Here is a 17,038-nt window from a genome sequence, read left to right on the forward strand (position 1 = left end):
ACTCATTCCATCTCAATGTGACCTTGCTCACAATAGTTCGCCACACGCTGCTCTCTACGCCCAACGCGAAGCAATTGTCAGACACCGCGGCGCACAATGATTTTCGGTAAACACCTAATACAAGGGGGATGCAATGACCAAGCTTCTATTCGTTGTGGGCAGCCTGCACAAGAACGGTTTCAACCACCAGCTGGCCGACGAAGGCAAGACCAAGCTTGCCGCCGAGGCCGACGCTTTCCTGAAGTTCGTTGAGGCCTGAGTTCCGGTTCTCTAGCTTCTTTAGCGTAAAACCCTGCCAATCAACACCGATTGGCAGGGTTTTACATTTACGTCAGACCAATAATAGACAGTATGACATCATCATTACCATCCGCCACATTCCGCGCCACGGCAGAGACGCCCATCGGTCGAATGCTTATGGGCTCGGATGGCGTCTCGCTCACGGAACTTTGCCTTGAAGATTGGTGGTGGGCAAAAACCAACGCATCCGAATGCACCGCGGGAGATACGAATCTGCCAGTATTTCAGCAAACCCGTCAATGGCTTGCCGCCTATTTTGCCGGCGGGTGCCCAAGCATTGACTCCGCTCCCCCGCTTGCACCGCATGGCACGCCCTTCCAGAAGGAAGTCTGGCAACTGGTAGCGGAGATTCCATACGGGCAAACGGTGACTTACGGTGAGCTGGCCGCCGAACTTGCTGAACGCCGAGGCGGCGGGCGAATGGCTGCGCAAGCGGTGGGTGGCGCTGTGAAGCATAACCCCATCACCATCATCGTGCCCTGCCATCGAGTAGTCGGGGCAGGCCGATCGTTTGGTGGATATGGTGGAAGGCTGGATGTCAAAGCCGAATTATTGGAGCATGAACATGTTGACCTATCGCGCTTCGACCTCGGCCCCATGCAGCAATAGCCACTCGCTGCAATCCATACCCATCATCAACTCCAGGAATGGCGAGAAAACCATTGAAATAGTTCGCCATGAGAGAGTCACAGACGGGCCGGTAATCACATTCGTAATATTCTTAAAAGCAGGAACGGGCAATAAGGCAACTTCACCGGCCAGGCGATCAAGCTGAGTAACGAGCCGCAACCAAGGGGGCACAGTATGAGTGGCATCATCGAATACGTGCACGCCGAGGAACGCTCGTTTCAGGCAGAACCATTCAACGAAGTCGATGCACTGGTGATTGCCACACTGATTTATGAGGATGTGGCCAATATCAGTCCCACACTTATGTTGGACGAGTCCCAGCCATCGGCCGGCGCCTCATTCGCGTCGCGTCTGCGCGCTTTCGAGCCCAAGCATCCTGTTATTTGGTTGAAGAATCTCTGGCGCCCTGCGCTTGAATCGGTGAGTCTTGCGGAAGCGAATCAGGAACTGCACCGCTCGCTCGCCTCAACTGCCGACGACAAGCCGCATGAGCCTCAAGTGGTGTCGGTTATCAACCCTGACCTTACCCACGATTTGTTCCAGGCATGCGCGCAATCCTCGCGCTTTGCCAACGTGCGACTCGGCGCAGTGGTGGAACATGTCAACCGAGGCGAACAAACACAGTTCGCAGCCGCCACATTCCAGCTGCCGGATGGCCGCAACCGCCGCAACCCCACGCATAAAGGCACACTGGTCATCTCCTTTAGAGGCACCGATGATTCACTCATCGGCTGGAAGGAAGATTTCAACATGACCTTCCAGTACCCAGTGCCTGCCCAACGTGCCGCCAGCGCCTATCTGGATACCGTCGCACGTCTTTGGGCTGGTCCGATTATTTTGGTGGGGCATTCGAAAGGCGGCAATCTGGCCATTTACGCCGCGATGAATGCGGAGCCTGCCGTACAGAAGCGTATTCAGCACGTCTATTCGCTGGACAGCCCCGGTTTCCCGTCGTATGTGGTTTCCAGTCCCGCCTATTTGGGTATTCAGCCGAAGGTGACGAAAATCGTGCCCAGTTCCTCGATTGTGGGCATGATTTTCGATACCCCAGAGCCTTGCCGCGTGGTGGCCTCCGATTCGGAAGGCATCATGCAGCATTCGGCTTATACCTGGCAGGTGGATGGTGACAGGTTCGTCACCGAACCGGATTTAAGTTCAAGTTCGCAATTGTTCAATGAGGAATTGAACCAGTGGATTACGAATCTGACTACTGAGCAACGCGAGCGCGCTGTGGATGCTTTGTTCACTGTGCTGCATGCCACGGGTGCCAATAGTTTCAGTGAAATGATGAGCAGATTCCCGGCATCGATTCCATCAATGCTGGGCGCTTTCGTTGGTCTTACGCCTGAGGATCGCCGCCATCTGACTTCAGCATTACTGATTTTGTTCCGCGCTTCCACCGCCAAGTCGAAGCGCCCGCAACAAGCTCAAGCATCACAGCCATCATCACAGCCATCGGAGGCAGAACCTCAACCTGAATCTCAGCAATCCGCTGAACAATAATGCGGATGGTATCGCTTGCCAAAAATTAGTTGGATTGTATAATAATTTTCAAAATTAGACACCCTGACCACTCTCACAACAGCAGCGAAAGAGGACACCATGCCACGCCCACGCAATGACTCCGAAGTGCTTCCCGCTCGAGACCGTCTGGAAAACGCCTTCTGGGAACTGCTCGCCGACCGCGATTACCGCAAGATCACCGTCACCGATGTGGTGCACGAAGCCGGCGTGAACCGAAACTCCTTCTACTATCATTTCTCCAGCCTTCCCGAATTGGCCGATTCCGCCATCATGCATCAGGTGGAAGCCATCCCGATCAACCAAGCTCCAGACCCAAGTGGCGATCCTGAAGAGCAATGGCGTCAACGCGTCACCGCCTTGCTCTCGGACCCCAATCAGCATCGTCGTCTCGACCGTTTGGCTCTACTCGCCGGCCCGCATAGCACGGTTGAGCTCGCTGAATCACTGCGCGACTTCACACGCTTGCAAATGATCAGCATGCTGCAAAAAGACCCCGATAACCTTGATTTGAAAACCGATCTGATGGTCGAATTCTCTGTTGGCGGTATGCTGGCCGTACTGCAACGCTGGCCGGAATTGAGCGGCACCATAGAGCTGAAGGACCTGCTCAAGGAAGATGTGGCCGTACTGGCTATGGGCATTTATCTTGCCATGAGCCGCGAGAATATGCTCACGTATTGGAACCGCATCTTCGCACATAACGCCCGAAAACTGGATAGCTAGCACTTCGCCTCACAAGGTTTCTCACAAGGCGCAATCCACCCTCAATGCTGGCGTTTCAGACCGCAACACAGGAAGATGGGGATTATGAGCGAACATATCACCACCCGTTTGGAACATGACTGCATCGGCACACTAGAGGTGCCCGACAATGTGTATTGGGGCATTCACACCCAACGAGCCATTGAAAACTTCCCTGTTTCCGGCATCACCGATGGCCAGCACCCTGAGCTGATTCGCGCCTACGCCACGGTTAAGCGCGCCTGCGCCATCGCCAATGAGGAACTCGGACTGCTCGATCATGCCAAAGCCGTAGCGATTCGCCAGGCTTGTCAGGAAATCGAACTCGGCAAGCTTGCCGACCAATTCCCGGTTGACGTGATGCAGGGAGGTGCCGGCACCTCGTCGAATATGAACATGAACGAGGTCATCGCAAACCGCGCATTGGAGATCGCCGGCCATAAGCGCGGCGATTATCATTACATTCACCCCAACGATGATGTCAACGAATCTCAATCCACAAACGACACCTATCCTGCCGCCTGCAAACTGGCACTGATCGATGCCATCGGACCGCTGGCTGAGGCCACCAAAAAGCTGGCCAAGGCATTCCATGATCTGGCGGATAAACACATCAACGATGTGACCATTGGCCGCACCCAGTTGCAGGATGCCGTGCCAATGACGTACGGTCAGGAGTTCCACTCCTTCGCCACCCTGTTGAAGTCCGACTTGGCCGCATTCGACCGCGTGGTTCCGCTACTGGCCCAGCTGAATCTTGGCGCCACCGCCATCGGCACCGGCATCTGCGCGGACCTCAGATTCCGTAAATCCGCCACTGAGCATTTGGCGAATATCACCGGCCTACCCATTACCGCTGCTCCCGACCCAGTGGCCGCCATGACCGATATGGGCGCTTATGTGGCCACATCCGCCGCCGTGAAAAGCTTGGCCGTGCATCTCAAGAAGGCAGCCGACGATTTGCGTCTGCTCAATTCCGGCCCACGCTGCGGTTTCAATGACCTCAATGTTCCGGCCCGTCAGGCTGGTTCGTCGATTATGCCGGCCAAGGTGAATCCGGTGATTCCAGAATGCGTCAACCAATGCTGTTTCAGCATCTTCGGCATGGATGTAACCGTGAATTGGGCTGTTGCCGAGGGTCAATTACAGCTCAACGCATTCGACCCGCTGATGGTGCATGAGCTGCTTACCGGCATGGCGTTGCTCACCCGCGCCATGACAATCTTCCGCACCAATTGTGTGGAAGGTATTGAAATCAATGCTGAAATCGGCCGCGCCTATGCACAATCTTCTCCTTCGATTTCCGCCGCGCTCAACCACTACATCGGCTATGAGAAGGCTGCGGATATTGCGGCCGAAGCGGTTCACACAGGTCGCACGGTCCGTGAAGTAGCCGGCGAGCGCACTGATCTGCCTGCTGAGCAACTCGATGAGATTCTCGATCCGATTCGTTTGGCTCGAGGACTTGGCCAGACCTGCCGCGAGCATCAGGAGTAGTCGAGAACGTTTGCGGACCTCTGCACATTCAGCAAACGTCCACCTATCTCCACAGATTCCACCAATACTCTCGATACAGTGAGCACTATGGGTGATTTTGAAACAACTGTTGCGCAATGGTTCCAAGCGAACACCGGCCGACTGATTTGGCTGATTCTGATGATCGTGGTGGCGTTTGCTGCCGACCGCGTATTGAGCCGACTGCTGAGAACGGTACTGGATAATTCCCAGATTCCAAGCGCCTCGATTTTCGTCAATCTGACGCGCGTGCTGATTTGGGTGGCAGCTATCGCTATGGTGTTGCAACCAGTGTTCGGCATTAATCCGACCACATTGGTTACTGCTCTTGGCGTTGGCGGTGTTGCCTTATCGCTGGGCCTCAAGGATACGATTGCGAATGTGATTGGCGGCTTCGGCCTGATGCTTGGCCGTGTGATTCAGCCTGGCGATCTGGTGACCGTGCAGGGTGTAACCGGCGTGGTGCATGACATTACATGGCGTCATACCGCCGTGCGCACCCGCGGTGGCGACATTATGGTCATTCCAAATTCTGTGCTCAATACAGCGGCACTGACCAAGCTGGCCCCATTGAGCGAAAGCATGACCTCATTGGAGTTCACGGCCAAAGCGTCCAGCGACCCCAGCGAAGTCAGCCGTAACATCCTTGCCCTTGTAACTCCAGCCATCGCGGACTTGACTCTGGAAGGCCAACCGCCGCTGGTAAAGTTCACCGGATTTTCCCCTTACGGCATGACCGGCGAAGTACTGTTGTTTGCCCGCCAAGGCGTGCTGCTTTCTACTATTCGCGATAAAGCCGCCCGCGCCATTGCCGAATCGGATCAGCAGTATCTGGTGGAAGACGGTGGTTCCTCCGATAATCTGTAACGACAACTTCGCTGATATGAAAAAGCCGAGACCTTGCAGAGTCTCGGCTTTTTCATATCGGCACTATCGCAGTATCACACAAACAGCATCCACACGGTGAGCCCCACAGTGAGCAGCAGGTACACAATGACACCAGGGTTCGCGTATGCAGTGCGGACTTTCAGTCCGGCTGGCAGTTCCTCAGGAGCGGGATAGAATTCCCAACGATGCTGCCGACTCCATCGCACCAGCAGCACAATGCCGGCAATCAGCAGTGCGATAAGCGCTGTGCCATACATGCCGACAATCTCCACGCCACCTATGTTGCCACTTTCCATCATCTGCATGATTTCGCTTTGACTCATGCCACCATTTAGCAGCTTCGGATCCACCGCCTTCAACAGCAGCGGCGCTAGTACCGTTCCATTGAGATTAATGAGCATATGCATGGCGATGGTGTAGCGAAGTTTCGAAGTGCGCATGTAAACGTACCCGAAAATCAGGCCTAGGCCAAAAGCGTAGAAGAACTGGAACAAGTTCATGTGGAACAAGGCGAACGCTAGCGAGGAGAGGACCATCGCGGTTTTCTCACCATACCGACGAACGCGGGAAATAATCTCCTTGCGGAAAATCCATTCCTCGAATATAGGGGCCAGAATGCCGATATAGAGCGCATTCACCCACCAATCATTACCTGCCACCACACTATTGAGTCTGTTGGTAGCCTGACCGTCCGTCATAACAGCGGAGAGCATATTGCCGATAATGTTGCCTAGGTACATCACCGGCACGCACATGATGAACAGTTGGATAAATTCGCCGGGTTTCATGGCATACTGACGAGTCTTGATTGCCGGCACCAGTGTGAAAATCAGCATGCTGAGCGGCATTGCCACCACGTAGAGCGGTCCAGAAGAAGCCAATAATGAAGCCCAAGCGGGCACGTTGGAGCCAAACAGCTGATGCAAAGCGCCGGTCACCAAGAAATTCAGACCAAGCCAGAACATTATCATCAGAGTGAGTGCCACACCGATCAAGGCAAAGCGACGATGCGCCACAAACCACCAATTGCGCTGAGGCTGAGATGGTTGAGGCGCTTCCGACCACTGCGATGGCGGAAGGTTCTGCTGTGGCAAAGACGGTTGCGGCTGCTGTTGCGGCATCGGTTGGCTCATACTCATTCCCCTACTTAGTACGGCTCGTGTCCTTTGTTCTCAGGATACGGAACAAGATGCGGCAACGGTAGCGGCCTGAATTTTCGAGTCAATACTTAACTTCGTGAAAAGAAGCCGCTGACAGGCACTCAGTGGCTTCTCTTCACGAAGACAACACTATTTACGAAAAAATGAGCCGCCAGCATTACTGTTGGCGGCTCATTCCATCAATCTAGCGACACTCAGCAAGCAAGCGCGGCAACCGGACGCGGCGTGACGATGACATCATCGCCGGAAGACAGACCAGCTGGCAGCTCGTTGGCCGGCAGCTGCACGGTGACCTTCAGCTGCTCGCCCTTGTTCCAGCGCTGGAATTCACCGGAAGTAATCACGGTGTCCACACGCACCAGAGAGCCGAGGAAGTGAATGACTTCCACGCGAGCACGCTCACCGACCTTGGAATCGTTTTGGTCAGGCAGCGACAGCGCAAGGTTCTCCGGACGCACCAGCACGGCGACCGAATCACCCTTGGCGGAACCGGAGATCAGCGGCAAGCGCTGGCCGAACACCACAGCTTCCTCACCATTGGAGGCACCGGGCAGCCGGTTGGTCAAGCCGATGAAGGTGGCCACGTATTCGGTGGCCGGGCGCTGGTAGAGGTCCTGCGGGGCGGCGATTTGCTCAATCTTGCCCTTGTTCATCACGCCGATACGATCGGCCACGGCCAAGGCTTCCTCCTGATCGTGGGTCACGAACACGGTGGTGGTTCCGGTGCTGAGCTGAATACGGCGAATCTGGTCGCGCAGCTGCACACGAACCTTGGCATCCAGTGCGGAGAGCGGCTCATCCAGAAGCAGCACGCGCGGCTTGATGGCCAGTGCACGGGCCAGAGCCACACGCTGCTGCTGACCACCAGACATCTGCTGGGTGTACTTCTTGGCCTGATCAGCCAAGCCCACCAGTTCAAGCTGTTCCATAGCCACCTTGCGGCGTTCTTCCTTGCTCACGCCACGCACCTCGAGGCCAAACTCCACATTCTCGAGAGCAGTCATATGCGGGAAGAGCGAGTAGGCCTGGAACACCATAGCCATCTCACGCTTGTTCACCGGCACGCCAGTCACATCTTGGCCACCGACCATGATGCGACCACCCTGAATGTCTTCAAGGCCAGCCAGCGAGCGCAGGGCCGTGGACTTGCCGCAGCCGGAACCGCCGAGCAGTACCACCATTTCACCAGGCTTGATGTCCAGGTTGAAATCGTCCAACGCGCGCTTAGTGGCACCGGGGTAAATCTTGACGACATCCTGCATCTGGATGGAGCCGCCGCCACGCTTTGCAGAGTCCTTCAAAAGGGCCTTGGCGGCCTTGGTCACATCCTTGCCCTGCACGCCTTCGAGGGTGGCGGTGGGGTCGTTTTTGAATGCGTCTTCAACGGCGGCTGCGCTGGCAGCAACAGGTGCCGTCGCGGTATTGCGATCGAGAGTCATGGCTTACTTACCTTCCTTAGATTTGCGCATCGCATCAGAGATCAAATCGAGTGCGACGAGCAGCACCACGCCGAAGAGCAAAGCAAGTAGCGACATGGCGGTGGAGATTTGAGAGTTGGACTGGCCGAGCTGGTAGAGCGCGACCTGCAGGTTCATGCGGCCGAGCAGCGAGGCGACGGTGTATTCGCCCAGCACCACGGCAATGGAAATGAAAGAGGCAGAAAGAATCGACTGCCACAGGTTCGGAATAATCACGCGGAAGAACACCTTTGGCCAGGATGCACCCAGCGAACGCGAAGCCTCAACCAAAGTCTTCACATCAATGGAGTTCAGGCCCACGGCAATCGCGCGGAAGGCGAACGGCATGACCAGAATCACGTAGGCGAAGCACAGCCAGATTGGGTTGGTGTTGAGCACGTCGGCGGACAGCCAACGGTAGATTGGGCCCAGACCAACGACCAGCACAATGGCAGGAATGGTCAGCGGCAGCGTCGCCACCCATTCGATTACACGCTCCAATGCCTTGGAGCGAATGTGCACAATCACCATCGTGGGTACCATCAGCAGCAGCATGATCACCACAGTGACCACGCTCAGAGCCAGCGAAGTACCAAGGCCTTGCCACAGCACGGTCAGGTCGGCACCCAGAGATTCACCGTTACCGGTGAAAATCGCAATCCACGGCGCGGCAGACCAGCGGCCGGACAGCGGATGACGCAGCGTGAAGATCAGCATGGCCAGCAGCGGCACGAACAGGAAAGCCAATGTCACAAACAGAATCACGAATTTGATGATGCTCTGCTTGCGAATGCGTGCGGCGCGCAGCTGCGGCGGCTTCACAGTGGAAGCTGCAGTAGTCGTAGAGGTTTCGTTCATTGCCAACGTCCAGCCCTCTTTTCTACAGCGTGGCTCAACAGCATTACAATGGCCACGACCACGATCATTGCGAACGCCAGTACCTGAGCGAAGCCCTGCTGATTGGCGTCCATTTCGTTACGCATAGCGCCTTGAATCATCAGCGGCACCAGAATCGAACGCTGGGAGAACAAAGCGGCTGCAGTGGCGTATGCGGAGAATGCGGAGGCGAACAGCAACAGGAACGCGGAGATGAAGCGGGGTGCCAAGATCGGCAGTGCCACGCGCGTCCAGTACTGGAAGGTGTTGCCTCCCAAGGATTCGCAGGCCTCACGCCACTGCGGACGAATCGAATCGACCGCCGGCAGAAAGATGATGATCATCAGCGGAATCTGGAAGTAGCAGTAAATCGTCACCAAGCCTGGCAGGGAGCTCAGCCAATTCGGGTTCACCGTGTAACCGGTCAGAGTTTTGATCAGCATAGTGCCGATGCCATTGATGCCGATGGTGGCGATGAAGGCGAATGCCAGCATCACGCCACCGAACTGGGCAAGCACCGAGGAGATGGCGGAAATCAAGCGACGCAGCAAACCATTCGGCTTGGCACCAATCACCAGCGCATAGGAGGCGAGGCCACCCACTACGGCACCAATCACCGAGGATGCGATGGAAACCAAAATCGACGTGACAAATGCGGCAATGGTGTTCGGCGCGAACAGGTTATTGAAGTTTGCGAGGGTAAAGGCACCATTGCGATCCTGGAAGGCACCGATGATCACAATCACCGTAGGAGCCAGCAGGAAGCAAGCGGTGTAAGCGAAGAACGGCAGGGAAACGGCGATGGTGCCGAGTTCCTGACGGTGCTTGGCCAACACGGAGGAAACGGAAGTAGCGGACGGACCCGCGGCCTTGGAGGCGGCAGGTCCATTCTGTGCGATTGCAGCGGTCATAATGTGTTCAGACCTTTTCCCGAGAAACTTACTCTCAGTTGCCGATCGTCTTGTCCCAGTTGTTCTGGAGCCATTCGGTGATGCGGTTGGCATCATCGTTGGAGTAGGAGACCGGCTTGCCCTCGATGGTCACGGCATCCTTCAGAGTGTCCTGATCAACAGTGCCATCCTGCTTCATGGAGTCAAGCAGCACCGGGTTGGCGCCACCCTTGAACCACAGGTTCTGGGCTTCAGCGGTGTACAGGTACTCTTCCCACAGGCGTGCAGCGGCCGGGTGCGGAGCGTCCTTGTTGATGGCCTGGTTGTAGTAGCTGACGACCTGAGCCTTCGGGAAGGTCTTGTACTCCCAGTTCACGCCCTTGGACTTCAGTTCCTTCTTGTAGGAAGCCTGGTTGTAGGTCCAGTCCATCACCACACCGGTCTGGCCGGAGTCGATGGTGCCGTTGGTCACATCAACGGTGGTCAGGTTGCCGGAGTCCTTGAGCTTCTTGAAGAAGTCAAGGCCGGGCTGCAGGTTGTTGATGTCGCCGCCAGCGAGCTGGTTGACCATCAGGTAGCCGTTGAAGGCAGCGCCAGCCTCGGCAGGCTTGCCGTTCAGGGCCACGGTGCCGGCGAACTTCGGGTCGAGCAGGTCGTTCAGAGACTTGACGTCACCATACTTGTCCTTGTTCCAACCGATGGACATAATGCCGGTGTAGTCGGCGTAGTAAGCGCCGTTGGCATCCTTGTTCTCGTCCGGAATCTTATCCCAAGCCTGCACCTTGTACGGAGCGAAAGCGTCGGTAGAGGTGGCGGCGATGGACTGACCGACATCGAACACGTCAGGGGCGGCGTCGGTGCCCTTGTTGGTCTTGGCAGCGTCGAGCTCTTCCTTGGAGGAAGCGTTCGGGTTGAGCTCGGTGATCTTGATCTTCGGGTACTTCTTCTTGAAGGTGCTGATCACTTCGCCATAGTTGGACCAGTCGTGCGGCAGAGCGATGACGTTCAGGGCGCCTTCTTCTTCAGCGGCCTTGACCAGATCGTCCATAGTGCCGAAGTCAGAAAGGGAGGTGGCCTTGGCGGACTTTTCATTCACCTTGACGGCCTTGCCGGTGGAACCGGAGTTGCCACCATCAGAGGAAGCGTTGGAGGAGCCGCAAGCGGCCATCGAGAACGCGAGCACGGCAGCCACAGAGGCAACCGCGATCTTACGCAGATTGTTCATTGATTATTCCTTTGCTCAACATACATCCAGACACGGCTTGATAAGGCCGAATCCTGGGAGTCGGGGCGTTAATTGATGCAGCCCATAATTCCAAGACTCGAACATATGCGGGTTATCTGTCCCGACACTGGCGTTCAGGTGAACACTGTTCGCCATTTGCAGTACAGCTGTTGAACAAAAGGAAACTAAAAGTGAACAAGTACGGTTAATGACCGAATGTCAATTACGTAGTCTGTGCTGTTGGTGGCTCATCGCCCATTACCCACAGCGGCGTCTTTTCCGAGGTATGGCAAAATCGCGAAAAAATAAGCCACTGAGCAACTGTCAGTGGCTTATTTTCACGAACTTGGGATTTCTCCCGAAATTATCGGACGCTTAGCGCAGCACGCCTTCAATAAGGCGGGTGATGAGCTCGGTGTAGCCAACTCCAGTGGCTTCCCAAGCCTTGGGATACATGGAAATCGGCGTAAAGCCCGGCATGGTGTTGATCTCGTTGACCATCACCGTGCCGTCCGGAGTCACGAACGTGTCCACACGGCTCAGCCCAGCGCCATCCACAGCCTTGAAGGCGCGGCGGGCCACGTCGCGTACATCTTCCAGAACGCTGACTGGCAGGTTGGCCGGCACTTCAACATGGCTGGCGGAAGCATCCATGTACTTGGAATCGAAATCATAGAACTGGTCATCATCCTGATGATCAAGCACGATTTCACCCGGCCAGCTGGCCTCAGGTTCCTCGCCAGCCTTCGGGCACAGCACAGCACATTCGATTTCACGGCCATCGATGCCCTGCTCGATCAGCACCTTCCAATCATGCTCACCAGCGGTAGCCACGGCGGCGGCCAGCTTATCCTGCTGAGTCTCACGATCCTCAGCCTTTTCAACCTTGGTCACGCCGAAGCTGGAGCCAGCGCGGGAAGGCTTGACAAACAGCGGGTAAGCGAGACCAGCAGTCTCAACCTTCTCGAGCACATCGGCAGCAGTAAAGTTGCGGGCGTCCACCATAATGCCAGGAGCCGTGGGGATGCCAGCAGCGTTGAGCACAATCTTGGTGTAATGCTTATCCATGCAGGCAGCGGAAGCGAACACGCCACAGCCCACATATGGCACACCCATCATTTCCAGCAAACCCTGAACCGTGCCGTCTTCGCCATAGGGGCCGTGCAACACTGGCAGCACGGCATCCACATGGCCCAGAGAAGTCAGTGTGTGGCGCATCTCCGGATCGTTGAGATTAACAAGGTTGGAATCAGCACCGTTGAGATGCTCAGGCTCACCGGCAAAGAAGCCATCCTTGCCACGGGAAGGATCAATCATCACCGGGCGAGATTCCGGCGTAATCTTCACAGTCGGCAGCTCATTACCATCCAGCGACCAACCACGCGGGTCTTCACCGTTGACAATCCACTTACCGTCCTTGGTGATGCCAACCGGAATCGGCTCAAAACGCTCGGTATCCAATGCACCCAGCACACCAGCCGTGGAAATGCATGAAATGGAGTGTTCGTCTGCGCGTCCACCATACAGGACCACAATACGCTTCTTGGTCATAACCATCCTTTGTACTATCTACAACCGAATCAAACCTATTGGTAGCCTACTCGGCTGTGATCTCACGACCAAACAATCCAGATAACATTTCAGCGCAGGAAATGCCCTCGTTCAGCACACGGCTCATCTGGTAAGCCAGCGGAGTCGGCACACCGAGCTCCTTGCCAAGCGCCACAACGGCGTCTGTGGTCGGCACACCTTCGGCCACACCATTGCTCACCTTAGTGGCCTCCTCCACGCTCATGCCCTTGCCGAGGTTGGAACCGAACGTATAGTTGCGAGACAACGGAGAGCCGCAGGTGGCGATGAGATCACCCACACCAGCGAGGCCGGCGAAAGTCTTCGGGTCGGCACCGGCAGCCGCACCGAGAGCAGTCAGTTCAGCAAGACCGCGGGTTTCAATCATGGCAGCAGTGTTCTCACCATAGCCAGCGCCACGTGCCATACCCACGGCGAGCGCGGTAACGTTCTTCAAGCTGCCGCACATTTCCAGGCCAATCACATCGTTGGTCACAAACGGCTTGAAGTAGCTGGTGGTGCAGGCTTCGGCCACTTTCTTGGCATTGTCGAGGTTGGCGCAGCCCACCACGGTGGCGGCTGGGTGACGGTCGGCGATCTCCTTGGACAGGTTCGGGCCAGAGATGGCAGCGAAACGATCCGCCGGCAGATCAAGAGCTTCACGTACCACTTCGTCCATGCGCTTGTTGGTCTTGCGCTCGATGCCCTTCATCAGGCTCACCACGATAGCGTTCTCGGGAATCAGACCCTTGAATTCAGCGAGCGCGATGAGTGCGAACTGGGCGGCGATGGCCACCACAATGATTTCGGCATTCTTGACTGCTTCGGCACGATCACCGGTGGCGGTCATGTTGTCCGGCAGCTTCTCCACGGAAGGCAGACGCACTGCATTGCGATGATGGTCGCGAATGCCTTCTACGATTTCAGGCTCGATGGCCCACATGGTCACGTCATTGCCGGCGTCGGCCAGAACCTGGCCGAAGGCGGTACCCCATGCTCCTGCACCAAGAACCGTTACTTTTTTACCCATACCATTTGCTCCTTACGTTTGTCGCATGGGGTGCTGTTTTTCTACCCTCGCTCGGCTATAGACAGCCCACCGGGCTGTCTACTTAACGGCTCTCCTCCGGCCTTGCAAGCAAGGACTCGCTTCGCGAGACTCAACATTACCCTCACTCGGCTATCGCCTCGCTCAGGCGTCGCCTATAGACAGCCCACCGGGCTGTCTACTTAACGGCTCCGTCCCATGCTCCTGCACCAAGAACCGTTACTTTTTTACCCATGATTTGATACTCCTCGTTACAACTTCAAGCTTCACTGCACCTTGTGCAATGCTACTCCACTTTGCCGGCCGGGAACGGGCCACCGACTTCAGGCCAAGGCTTGCGAGACATGCTGCGGTAATCCCAATAGCCCTCAGCGGGGAACTGCTCGCCTCGAATCTCGGCAAGCACGGTGTTCATACGCTTCAGCACACGCCACATCAGTTCATTCACCGCTTCAGCCGGTGGTTCTTCACCCCAAGAATCCATATCAACCAGCAAATCCGCATAGTCAAGCTGACGGTCATAGCACATGACCACATTCTTGCGAGGCCACGGCCACCAGTGATTAATCGATGCCGCACCCCAAGTAACTGCCGGATACAACGGCACCTGATGGCCCAGTCGGCGGGAGGATTCCAGCGCAATATAGGCCACGCCTTCCTTAATACTCATCACCCATTTCTTCGGGTCACGAGTCACCGTACCTTCTGGCCACACGGTAAGCGGACGGCCGGAAGTCAAAATATCAATGGAAGTTTCTTCAATCTGCTTAGCCTTACCGGAATGACGCTGCACTGGTTGCATACCAACCAGTTGGAACCACTTGCCAATCAGCGGCCACTTCGCCATCTCAGCCTTGGCCATATACCGCGGGCGGCGGCCCATATGGAACAGGCTGGCCATAGGCACGAACACATCGAACATCGTCACATGGCTCGCCGCCGTAATAAAAGGACCGTCTTCGGGTACATGTTCCAAACCCCAAGCGCGGGTCTTGCAGCTGGCGTTGAATACCACATCCACGCCGGTGAGTAGCCGCTTAGTGGCTTGAGGATTCTGCGCATTAATCTCCTCAACCTTGGCTTTGCGCCCTGGTCCAGTCGGGAAATCATGCATGGGGTCAACAAGCTTATGCTGCTTTGCGAGCTTGGCGACCTGTGCGTCAGATAATGGGCTGACCGCAGAACGCGGTGACGGTTTTCCTTTGGATGCCATGCCCACTATTGTTGCACGCCCCGGGACCTAAGTCAGAAAAGAGACTCAGTACAAAATCATCTCAGGTACACACATGTGCGGCTGTCAGCGCAAGAAATTCAGGAAAACTACCCAATCATCCCGAATTTCGTACGCTGAGAAGCTCTCAGTGCAACAAATTCCGGAAATTAAAGGCATCAGCCCGAATTTCTTGCACTCACACCATATCAGTGCAAGGAATTCGGGCTGATGCGGCTATTTTCCTGAATTTCTAGCGCAATTCGAGGAAAAACACCGAAGCAATCACAACACGGCGATGGCGTCGATCTCCACCAGAGCGCCCTTCGGAATCATGTTGTTGCCAAAGGCAACGCGAGCGGGCTTAACGGAGCCGATGAACACCTCAGCGTAACGGGCATCAACTTCCTTGAAGTCTTCGACGTTCTTCAGGTAGATGGTGGCACGCACCACATGTTCGATGCCAGTGCCAGCAGTATCGAGGATATGCTTGATGTTCTTCAGCGCCTGAGCAGCCTGCTCGCCAGCGGTCTCGCCTGCAAGCTCGCCAGTAGCCGGGTCAATGCCCAGCTGACCGGACACGAACACAAAACCATTAGCCTTGACTGCCTGGCTGTATGCGCCCAGCGCTGCCGGTGCCTCAGAAGTGGCTACCGCTTCCATCTTTTCGCTCATAATGAGTCCTCTCGTTGACTAAGCCGATTATGGTGCAGTTTAGTTGCCTCGACAGCGCCCACAATCCGCAATGCCCGCCATATGGCCACTGCAAACACCGACTATCGCCAAACAGGATGTTCCCCTCCCGGCTCATGCGCGGCAGGATTCAACGTAAATGCAAAACGGCCGGTCAATCTGCGCACACTTTTTGCGCTCGACCCCAATACACCGTCCGCACCCATTTTCAGGCATTGGCCACCTTGTGCGTAATCGCCACTCACGCCAGCATAAATAGGGATATTGTCTCGATTGGCACGCTGCACAATCGCATTATCCAAGCGATCGCCACGCATCACTACAAAGCTTGCGTCACGCGGCCACCCAACCTCAGGGTGCCCGGCAGGACTTACACATTTGCCGATCTGCCAGTCAGGATGCAGCTTGCGCATATGAGCAATGGCATCATCATTAACCGCCATAATCATCACGCGGTCAGCAAAATCACGCTGCTCAATCACTTTGGAAACCGCTTGCGTCAATTTTCCTGCATCGGGGGATCCAGTTTTCAAATCAAGCAACAGACCCAAATGATCATTGGCATGTTGCGCAGCCATAACGGCCTCATCCAACGTAGGCACATGGAAATTCTCATCATGCTGACGCATGATCATGTGCTGCAGCTCGCGCGTATGCAAACTGCGGACGGGAACATTATCGCCATCGGCTGCAAGGCGTCCGGTCATACGATCGTGAAATACCACCGGCACGCCATCAGCATCCAGTCGCACATCAATTTCGGCATAGTCGGCACCGTTGGCACCCGCATTGGCAATGGCGTGGGTTGAATTTTCTGGAGCGGAATCGTCTCCCCTATGGGCGATGGCCAGTGGCTGCACTTGCCAGCTGCCTGAATCATCTTGCTCTTTGCGCCGAGTGCGCACTTCCGATACCACGCCTACCGCCACCACTAGCGCCAAAGACAGCACCAGTATTACTATTTGAGCAATCCAGCGACGATTCATTCGCGCCGCCAGCTCCCGAAAACGACCGAATCCCGCCATTTCGCACCTCCAACAATGGCATGTGACTCTGCGCTACACGCATTGCCTAACACCCTCATTATGTGATGCTGATTCAGCCAAAACACCTGCTTTCATGGCAAGTTCATGGTTATCTCAGGGAAATCTCAGGGTACTTGTTCGCGTGATACATACATGGGCCCGGGACCCGGCTCGGTTCAGCTCTGTGCCGGCAGTAACTGCGCGGACCGGCCAAGGCACCGCGCAGTTACTGCCTGTTTTGGTGTCGAAACAGGCAGTAAGTGCGCGGAAGGTGCGCACGGCACACA

At 55.8% G+C, this 17,038-nt stretch carries 16 protein-coding genes; 6 read left to right on the forward strand and 10 right to left on the reverse strand.

The genetic code is table 11. The features are described 5' to 3' along the window. The first annotated feature begins 133 nt into the window (after window positions 1-133). From BISA_RS13470 to BISA_RS05095, 6 genes are all read left to right on the forward strand, one after another. On the forward strand, window positions 134-259 hold the full coding sequence (locus tag BISA_RS13470) for an NAD(P)H-dependent oxidoreductase (protein ID WP_161786488.1): 126 nt from the start codon (window positions 134-136) through the stop codon (window positions 257-259). A 92-nt stretch (window positions 260-351) separates the two neighbouring features. After that, complete coding sequence (locus BISA_RS05075) at window positions 352-909, forward strand: methylated-DNA--[protein]-cysteine S-methyltransferase (RefSeq protein WP_033890597.1); 558 nt, start codon at window positions 352-354, stop codon at window positions 907-909. A gap of 195 nt (window positions 910-1,104) precedes the next feature. Further along, window positions 1,105-2,433: a DUF2974 domain-containing protein gene (locus BISA_RS05080; RefSeq protein ID WP_033890598.1), complete on the forward strand. Its 1,329-nt coding sequence runs from the start codon at window positions 1,105-1,107 to the stop codon at window positions 2,431-2,433. A 99-nt stretch (window positions 2,434-2,532) separates the two neighbouring features. Next, the gene (locus tag BISA_RS05085) at window positions 2,533-3,177 is read left to right on the forward strand and encodes a TetR/AcrR family transcriptional regulator (protein WP_033890599.1); all 645 of its coding nucleotides are present in this window, start codon (window positions 2,533-2,535) and stop codon (window positions 3,175-3,177) included. Between the two features lie 84 nt (window positions 3,178-3,261). After that, on the forward strand, window positions 3,262-4,692 hold the full coding sequence (locus BISA_RS05090; RefSeq protein ID WP_081890018.1) for an aspartate ammonia-lyase: 1,431 nt from the start codon (window positions 3,262-3,264) through the stop codon (window positions 4,690-4,692). A gap of 87 nt (window positions 4,693-4,779) precedes the next feature. Then, window positions 4,780-5,577 carry a mechanosensitive ion channel family protein gene (locus BISA_RS05095; RefSeq protein ID WP_033890602.1) on the forward strand — a complete coding sequence of 266 codons (798 nt, stop codon included), beginning with the start codon at window positions 4,780-4,782 and terminating at the stop codon, window positions 5,575-5,577. A gap of 74 nt (window positions 5,578-5,651) precedes the next feature. Here BISA_RS05095 and BISA_RS05100 read toward each other — a convergent pair whose 3' ends face one another. The 10 genes from BISA_RS05100 to BISA_RS12230 form a co-directional block, all read right to left on the reverse strand. Beyond that, the gene (locus BISA_RS05100; protein ID WP_033890604.1) at window positions 5,652-6,731 is read right to left on the reverse strand and encodes a CPBP family intramembrane glutamic endopeptidase; all 1,080 of its coding nucleotides are present in this window, start codon (window positions 6,729-6,731) and stop codon (window positions 5,652-5,654) included. 221 nt (window positions 6,732-6,952) lie between these two features. After that, window positions 6,953-8,197, reverse strand: coding sequence for an ABC transporter ATP-binding protein (locus BISA_RS05105; protein ID WP_033890605.1), 1,245 nt, complete (start codon window positions 8,195-8,197; stop codon window positions 6,953-6,955). A gap of 3 nt (window positions 8,198-8,200) precedes the next feature. Beyond that, a complete protein-coding gene (locus BISA_RS05110) occupies window positions 8,201-9,073 on the reverse strand; it encodes an ABC transporter permease (protein WP_033890606.1) in 873 nt (290 codons plus the stop codon). Then, window positions 9,070-10,002: an ABC transporter permease gene (locus tag BISA_RS05115; RefSeq protein ID WP_033890607.1), complete on the reverse strand. Its 933-nt coding sequence runs from the start codon at window positions 10,000-10,002 to the stop codon at window positions 9,070-9,072. Before BISA_RS05115 ends, BISA_RS05110 begins: the two co-directional genes overlap by 4 nt. Before the next feature lie 34 nt (window positions 10,003-10,036). After that, entirely contained in the window at window positions 10,037-11,206 is a 1,170-nt protein-coding gene (locus BISA_RS05120) for an ABC transporter substrate-binding protein (protein ID WP_033890608.1), read from the reverse strand. A gap of 375 nt (window positions 11,207-11,581) precedes the next feature. Continuing rightward, window positions 11,582-12,757: a D-alanine--D-alanine ligase family protein gene (locus BISA_RS05125; RefSeq protein WP_033890609.1), complete on the reverse strand. Its 1,176-nt coding sequence runs from the start codon at window positions 12,755-12,757 to the stop codon at window positions 11,582-11,584. Between the two features lie 46 nt (window positions 12,758-12,803). After that, window positions 12,804-13,805, reverse strand: a complete 1,002-nt coding sequence (locus BISA_RS05130; RefSeq protein ID WP_033890610.1) for an NAD(P)H-dependent glycerol-3-phosphate dehydrogenase — start codon at window positions 13,803-13,805, stop codon at window positions 12,804-12,806. Window positions 13,806-14,109: 304 nt separating this feature from the next. Further along, the gene (locus tag BISA_RS05135) at window positions 14,110-15,036 is read right to left on the reverse strand and encodes a lysophospholipid acyltransferase family protein (RefSeq protein WP_033890611.1); all 927 of its coding nucleotides are present in this window, start codon (window positions 15,034-15,036) and stop codon (window positions 14,110-14,112) included. A gap of 282 nt (window positions 15,037-15,318) precedes the next feature. Continuing rightward, window positions 15,319-15,708 carry a Rid family detoxifying hydrolase gene (locus tag BISA_RS05140; RefSeq protein WP_033890612.1) on the reverse strand — a complete coding sequence of 130 codons (390 nt, stop codon included), beginning with the start codon at window positions 15,706-15,708 and terminating at the stop codon, window positions 15,319-15,321. 101 nt (window positions 15,709-15,809) lie between these two features. Continuing rightward, window positions 15,810-16,751: a glycerophosphodiester phosphodiesterase family protein gene (locus tag BISA_RS12230; protein WP_051917348.1), complete on the reverse strand. Its 942-nt coding sequence runs from the start codon at window positions 16,749-16,751 to the stop codon at window positions 15,810-15,812. Window positions 16,752-17,038 lie beyond the last annotated feature (287 nt).

The sequence above is a fragment of the Bifidobacterium saguini DSM 23967 genome (assembly GCF_000741715.1).
Classification (GTDB): Bacteria; Actinomycetota; Actinomycetes; order Actinomycetales; family Bifidobacteriaceae; genus Bifidobacterium; species Bifidobacterium saguini.

Coding starts and splice junctions, on each gene's coding strand:
- BISA_RS13470 (WP_161786488.1), top strand. CDS start 134: ATGACCAAGCTTCTATTCGTTGTGGGCAGCCTGCACAAGAACGGTTTC.
- BISA_RS05075 (WP_033890597.1), top strand. CDS start 352: ATGACATCATCATTACCATCCGCCACATTCCGCGCCACGGCAGAGACG.
- BISA_RS05080 (WP_033890598.1), top strand. CDS start 1,105: ATGAGTGGCATCATCGAATACGTGCACGCCGAGGAACGCTCGTTTCAG.
- BISA_RS05085 (WP_033890599.1), top strand. CDS start 2,533: ATGCCACGCCCACGCAATGACTCCGAAGTGCTTCCCGCTCGAGACCGT.
- BISA_RS05090 (WP_081890018.1), top strand. CDS start 3,262: ATGAGCGAACATATCACCACCCGTTTGGAACATGACTGCATCGGCACA.
- BISA_RS05095 (WP_033890602.1), top strand. CDS start 4,780: ATGGGTGATTTTGAAACAACTGTTGCGCAATGGTTCCAAGCGAACACC.
- BISA_RS05100 (WP_033890604.1), bottom strand. CDS start 6,731: ATGAGCCAACCGATGCCGCAACAGCAGCCGCAACCGTCTTTGCCACAG.
- BISA_RS05105 (WP_033890605.1), bottom strand. CDS start 8,197: ATGACTCTCGATCGCAATACCGCGACGGCACCTGTTGCTGCCAGCGCA.
- BISA_RS05110 (WP_033890606.1), bottom strand. CDS start 9,073: ATGAACGAAACCTCTACGACTACTGCAGCTTCCACTGTGAAGCCGCCG.
- BISA_RS05115 (WP_033890607.1), bottom strand. CDS start 10,002: ATGACCGCTGCAATCGCACAGAATGGACCTGCCGCCTCCAAGGCCGCG.
- BISA_RS05120 (WP_033890608.1), bottom strand. CDS start 11,206: ATGAACAATCTGCGTAAGATCGCGGTTGCCTCTGTGGCTGCCGTGCTC.
- BISA_RS05125 (WP_033890609.1), bottom strand. CDS start 12,757: ATGACCAAGAAGCGTATTGTGGTCCTGTATGGTGGACGCGCAGACGAA.
- BISA_RS05130 (WP_033890610.1), bottom strand. CDS start 13,805: ATGGGTAAAAAAGTAACGGTTCTTGGTGCAGGAGCATGGGGTACCGCC.
- BISA_RS05135 (WP_033890611.1), bottom strand. CDS start 15,036: ATGGCATCCAAAGGAAAACCGTCACCGCGTTCTGCGGTCAGCCCATTA.
- BISA_RS05140 (WP_033890612.1), bottom strand. CDS start 15,708: ATGAGCGAAAAGATGGAAGCGGTAGCCACTTCTGAGGCACCGGCAGCG.
- BISA_RS12230 (WP_051917348.1), bottom strand. CDS start 16,751: ATGGCGGGATTCGGTCGTTTTCGGGAGCTGGCGGCGCGAATGAATCGT.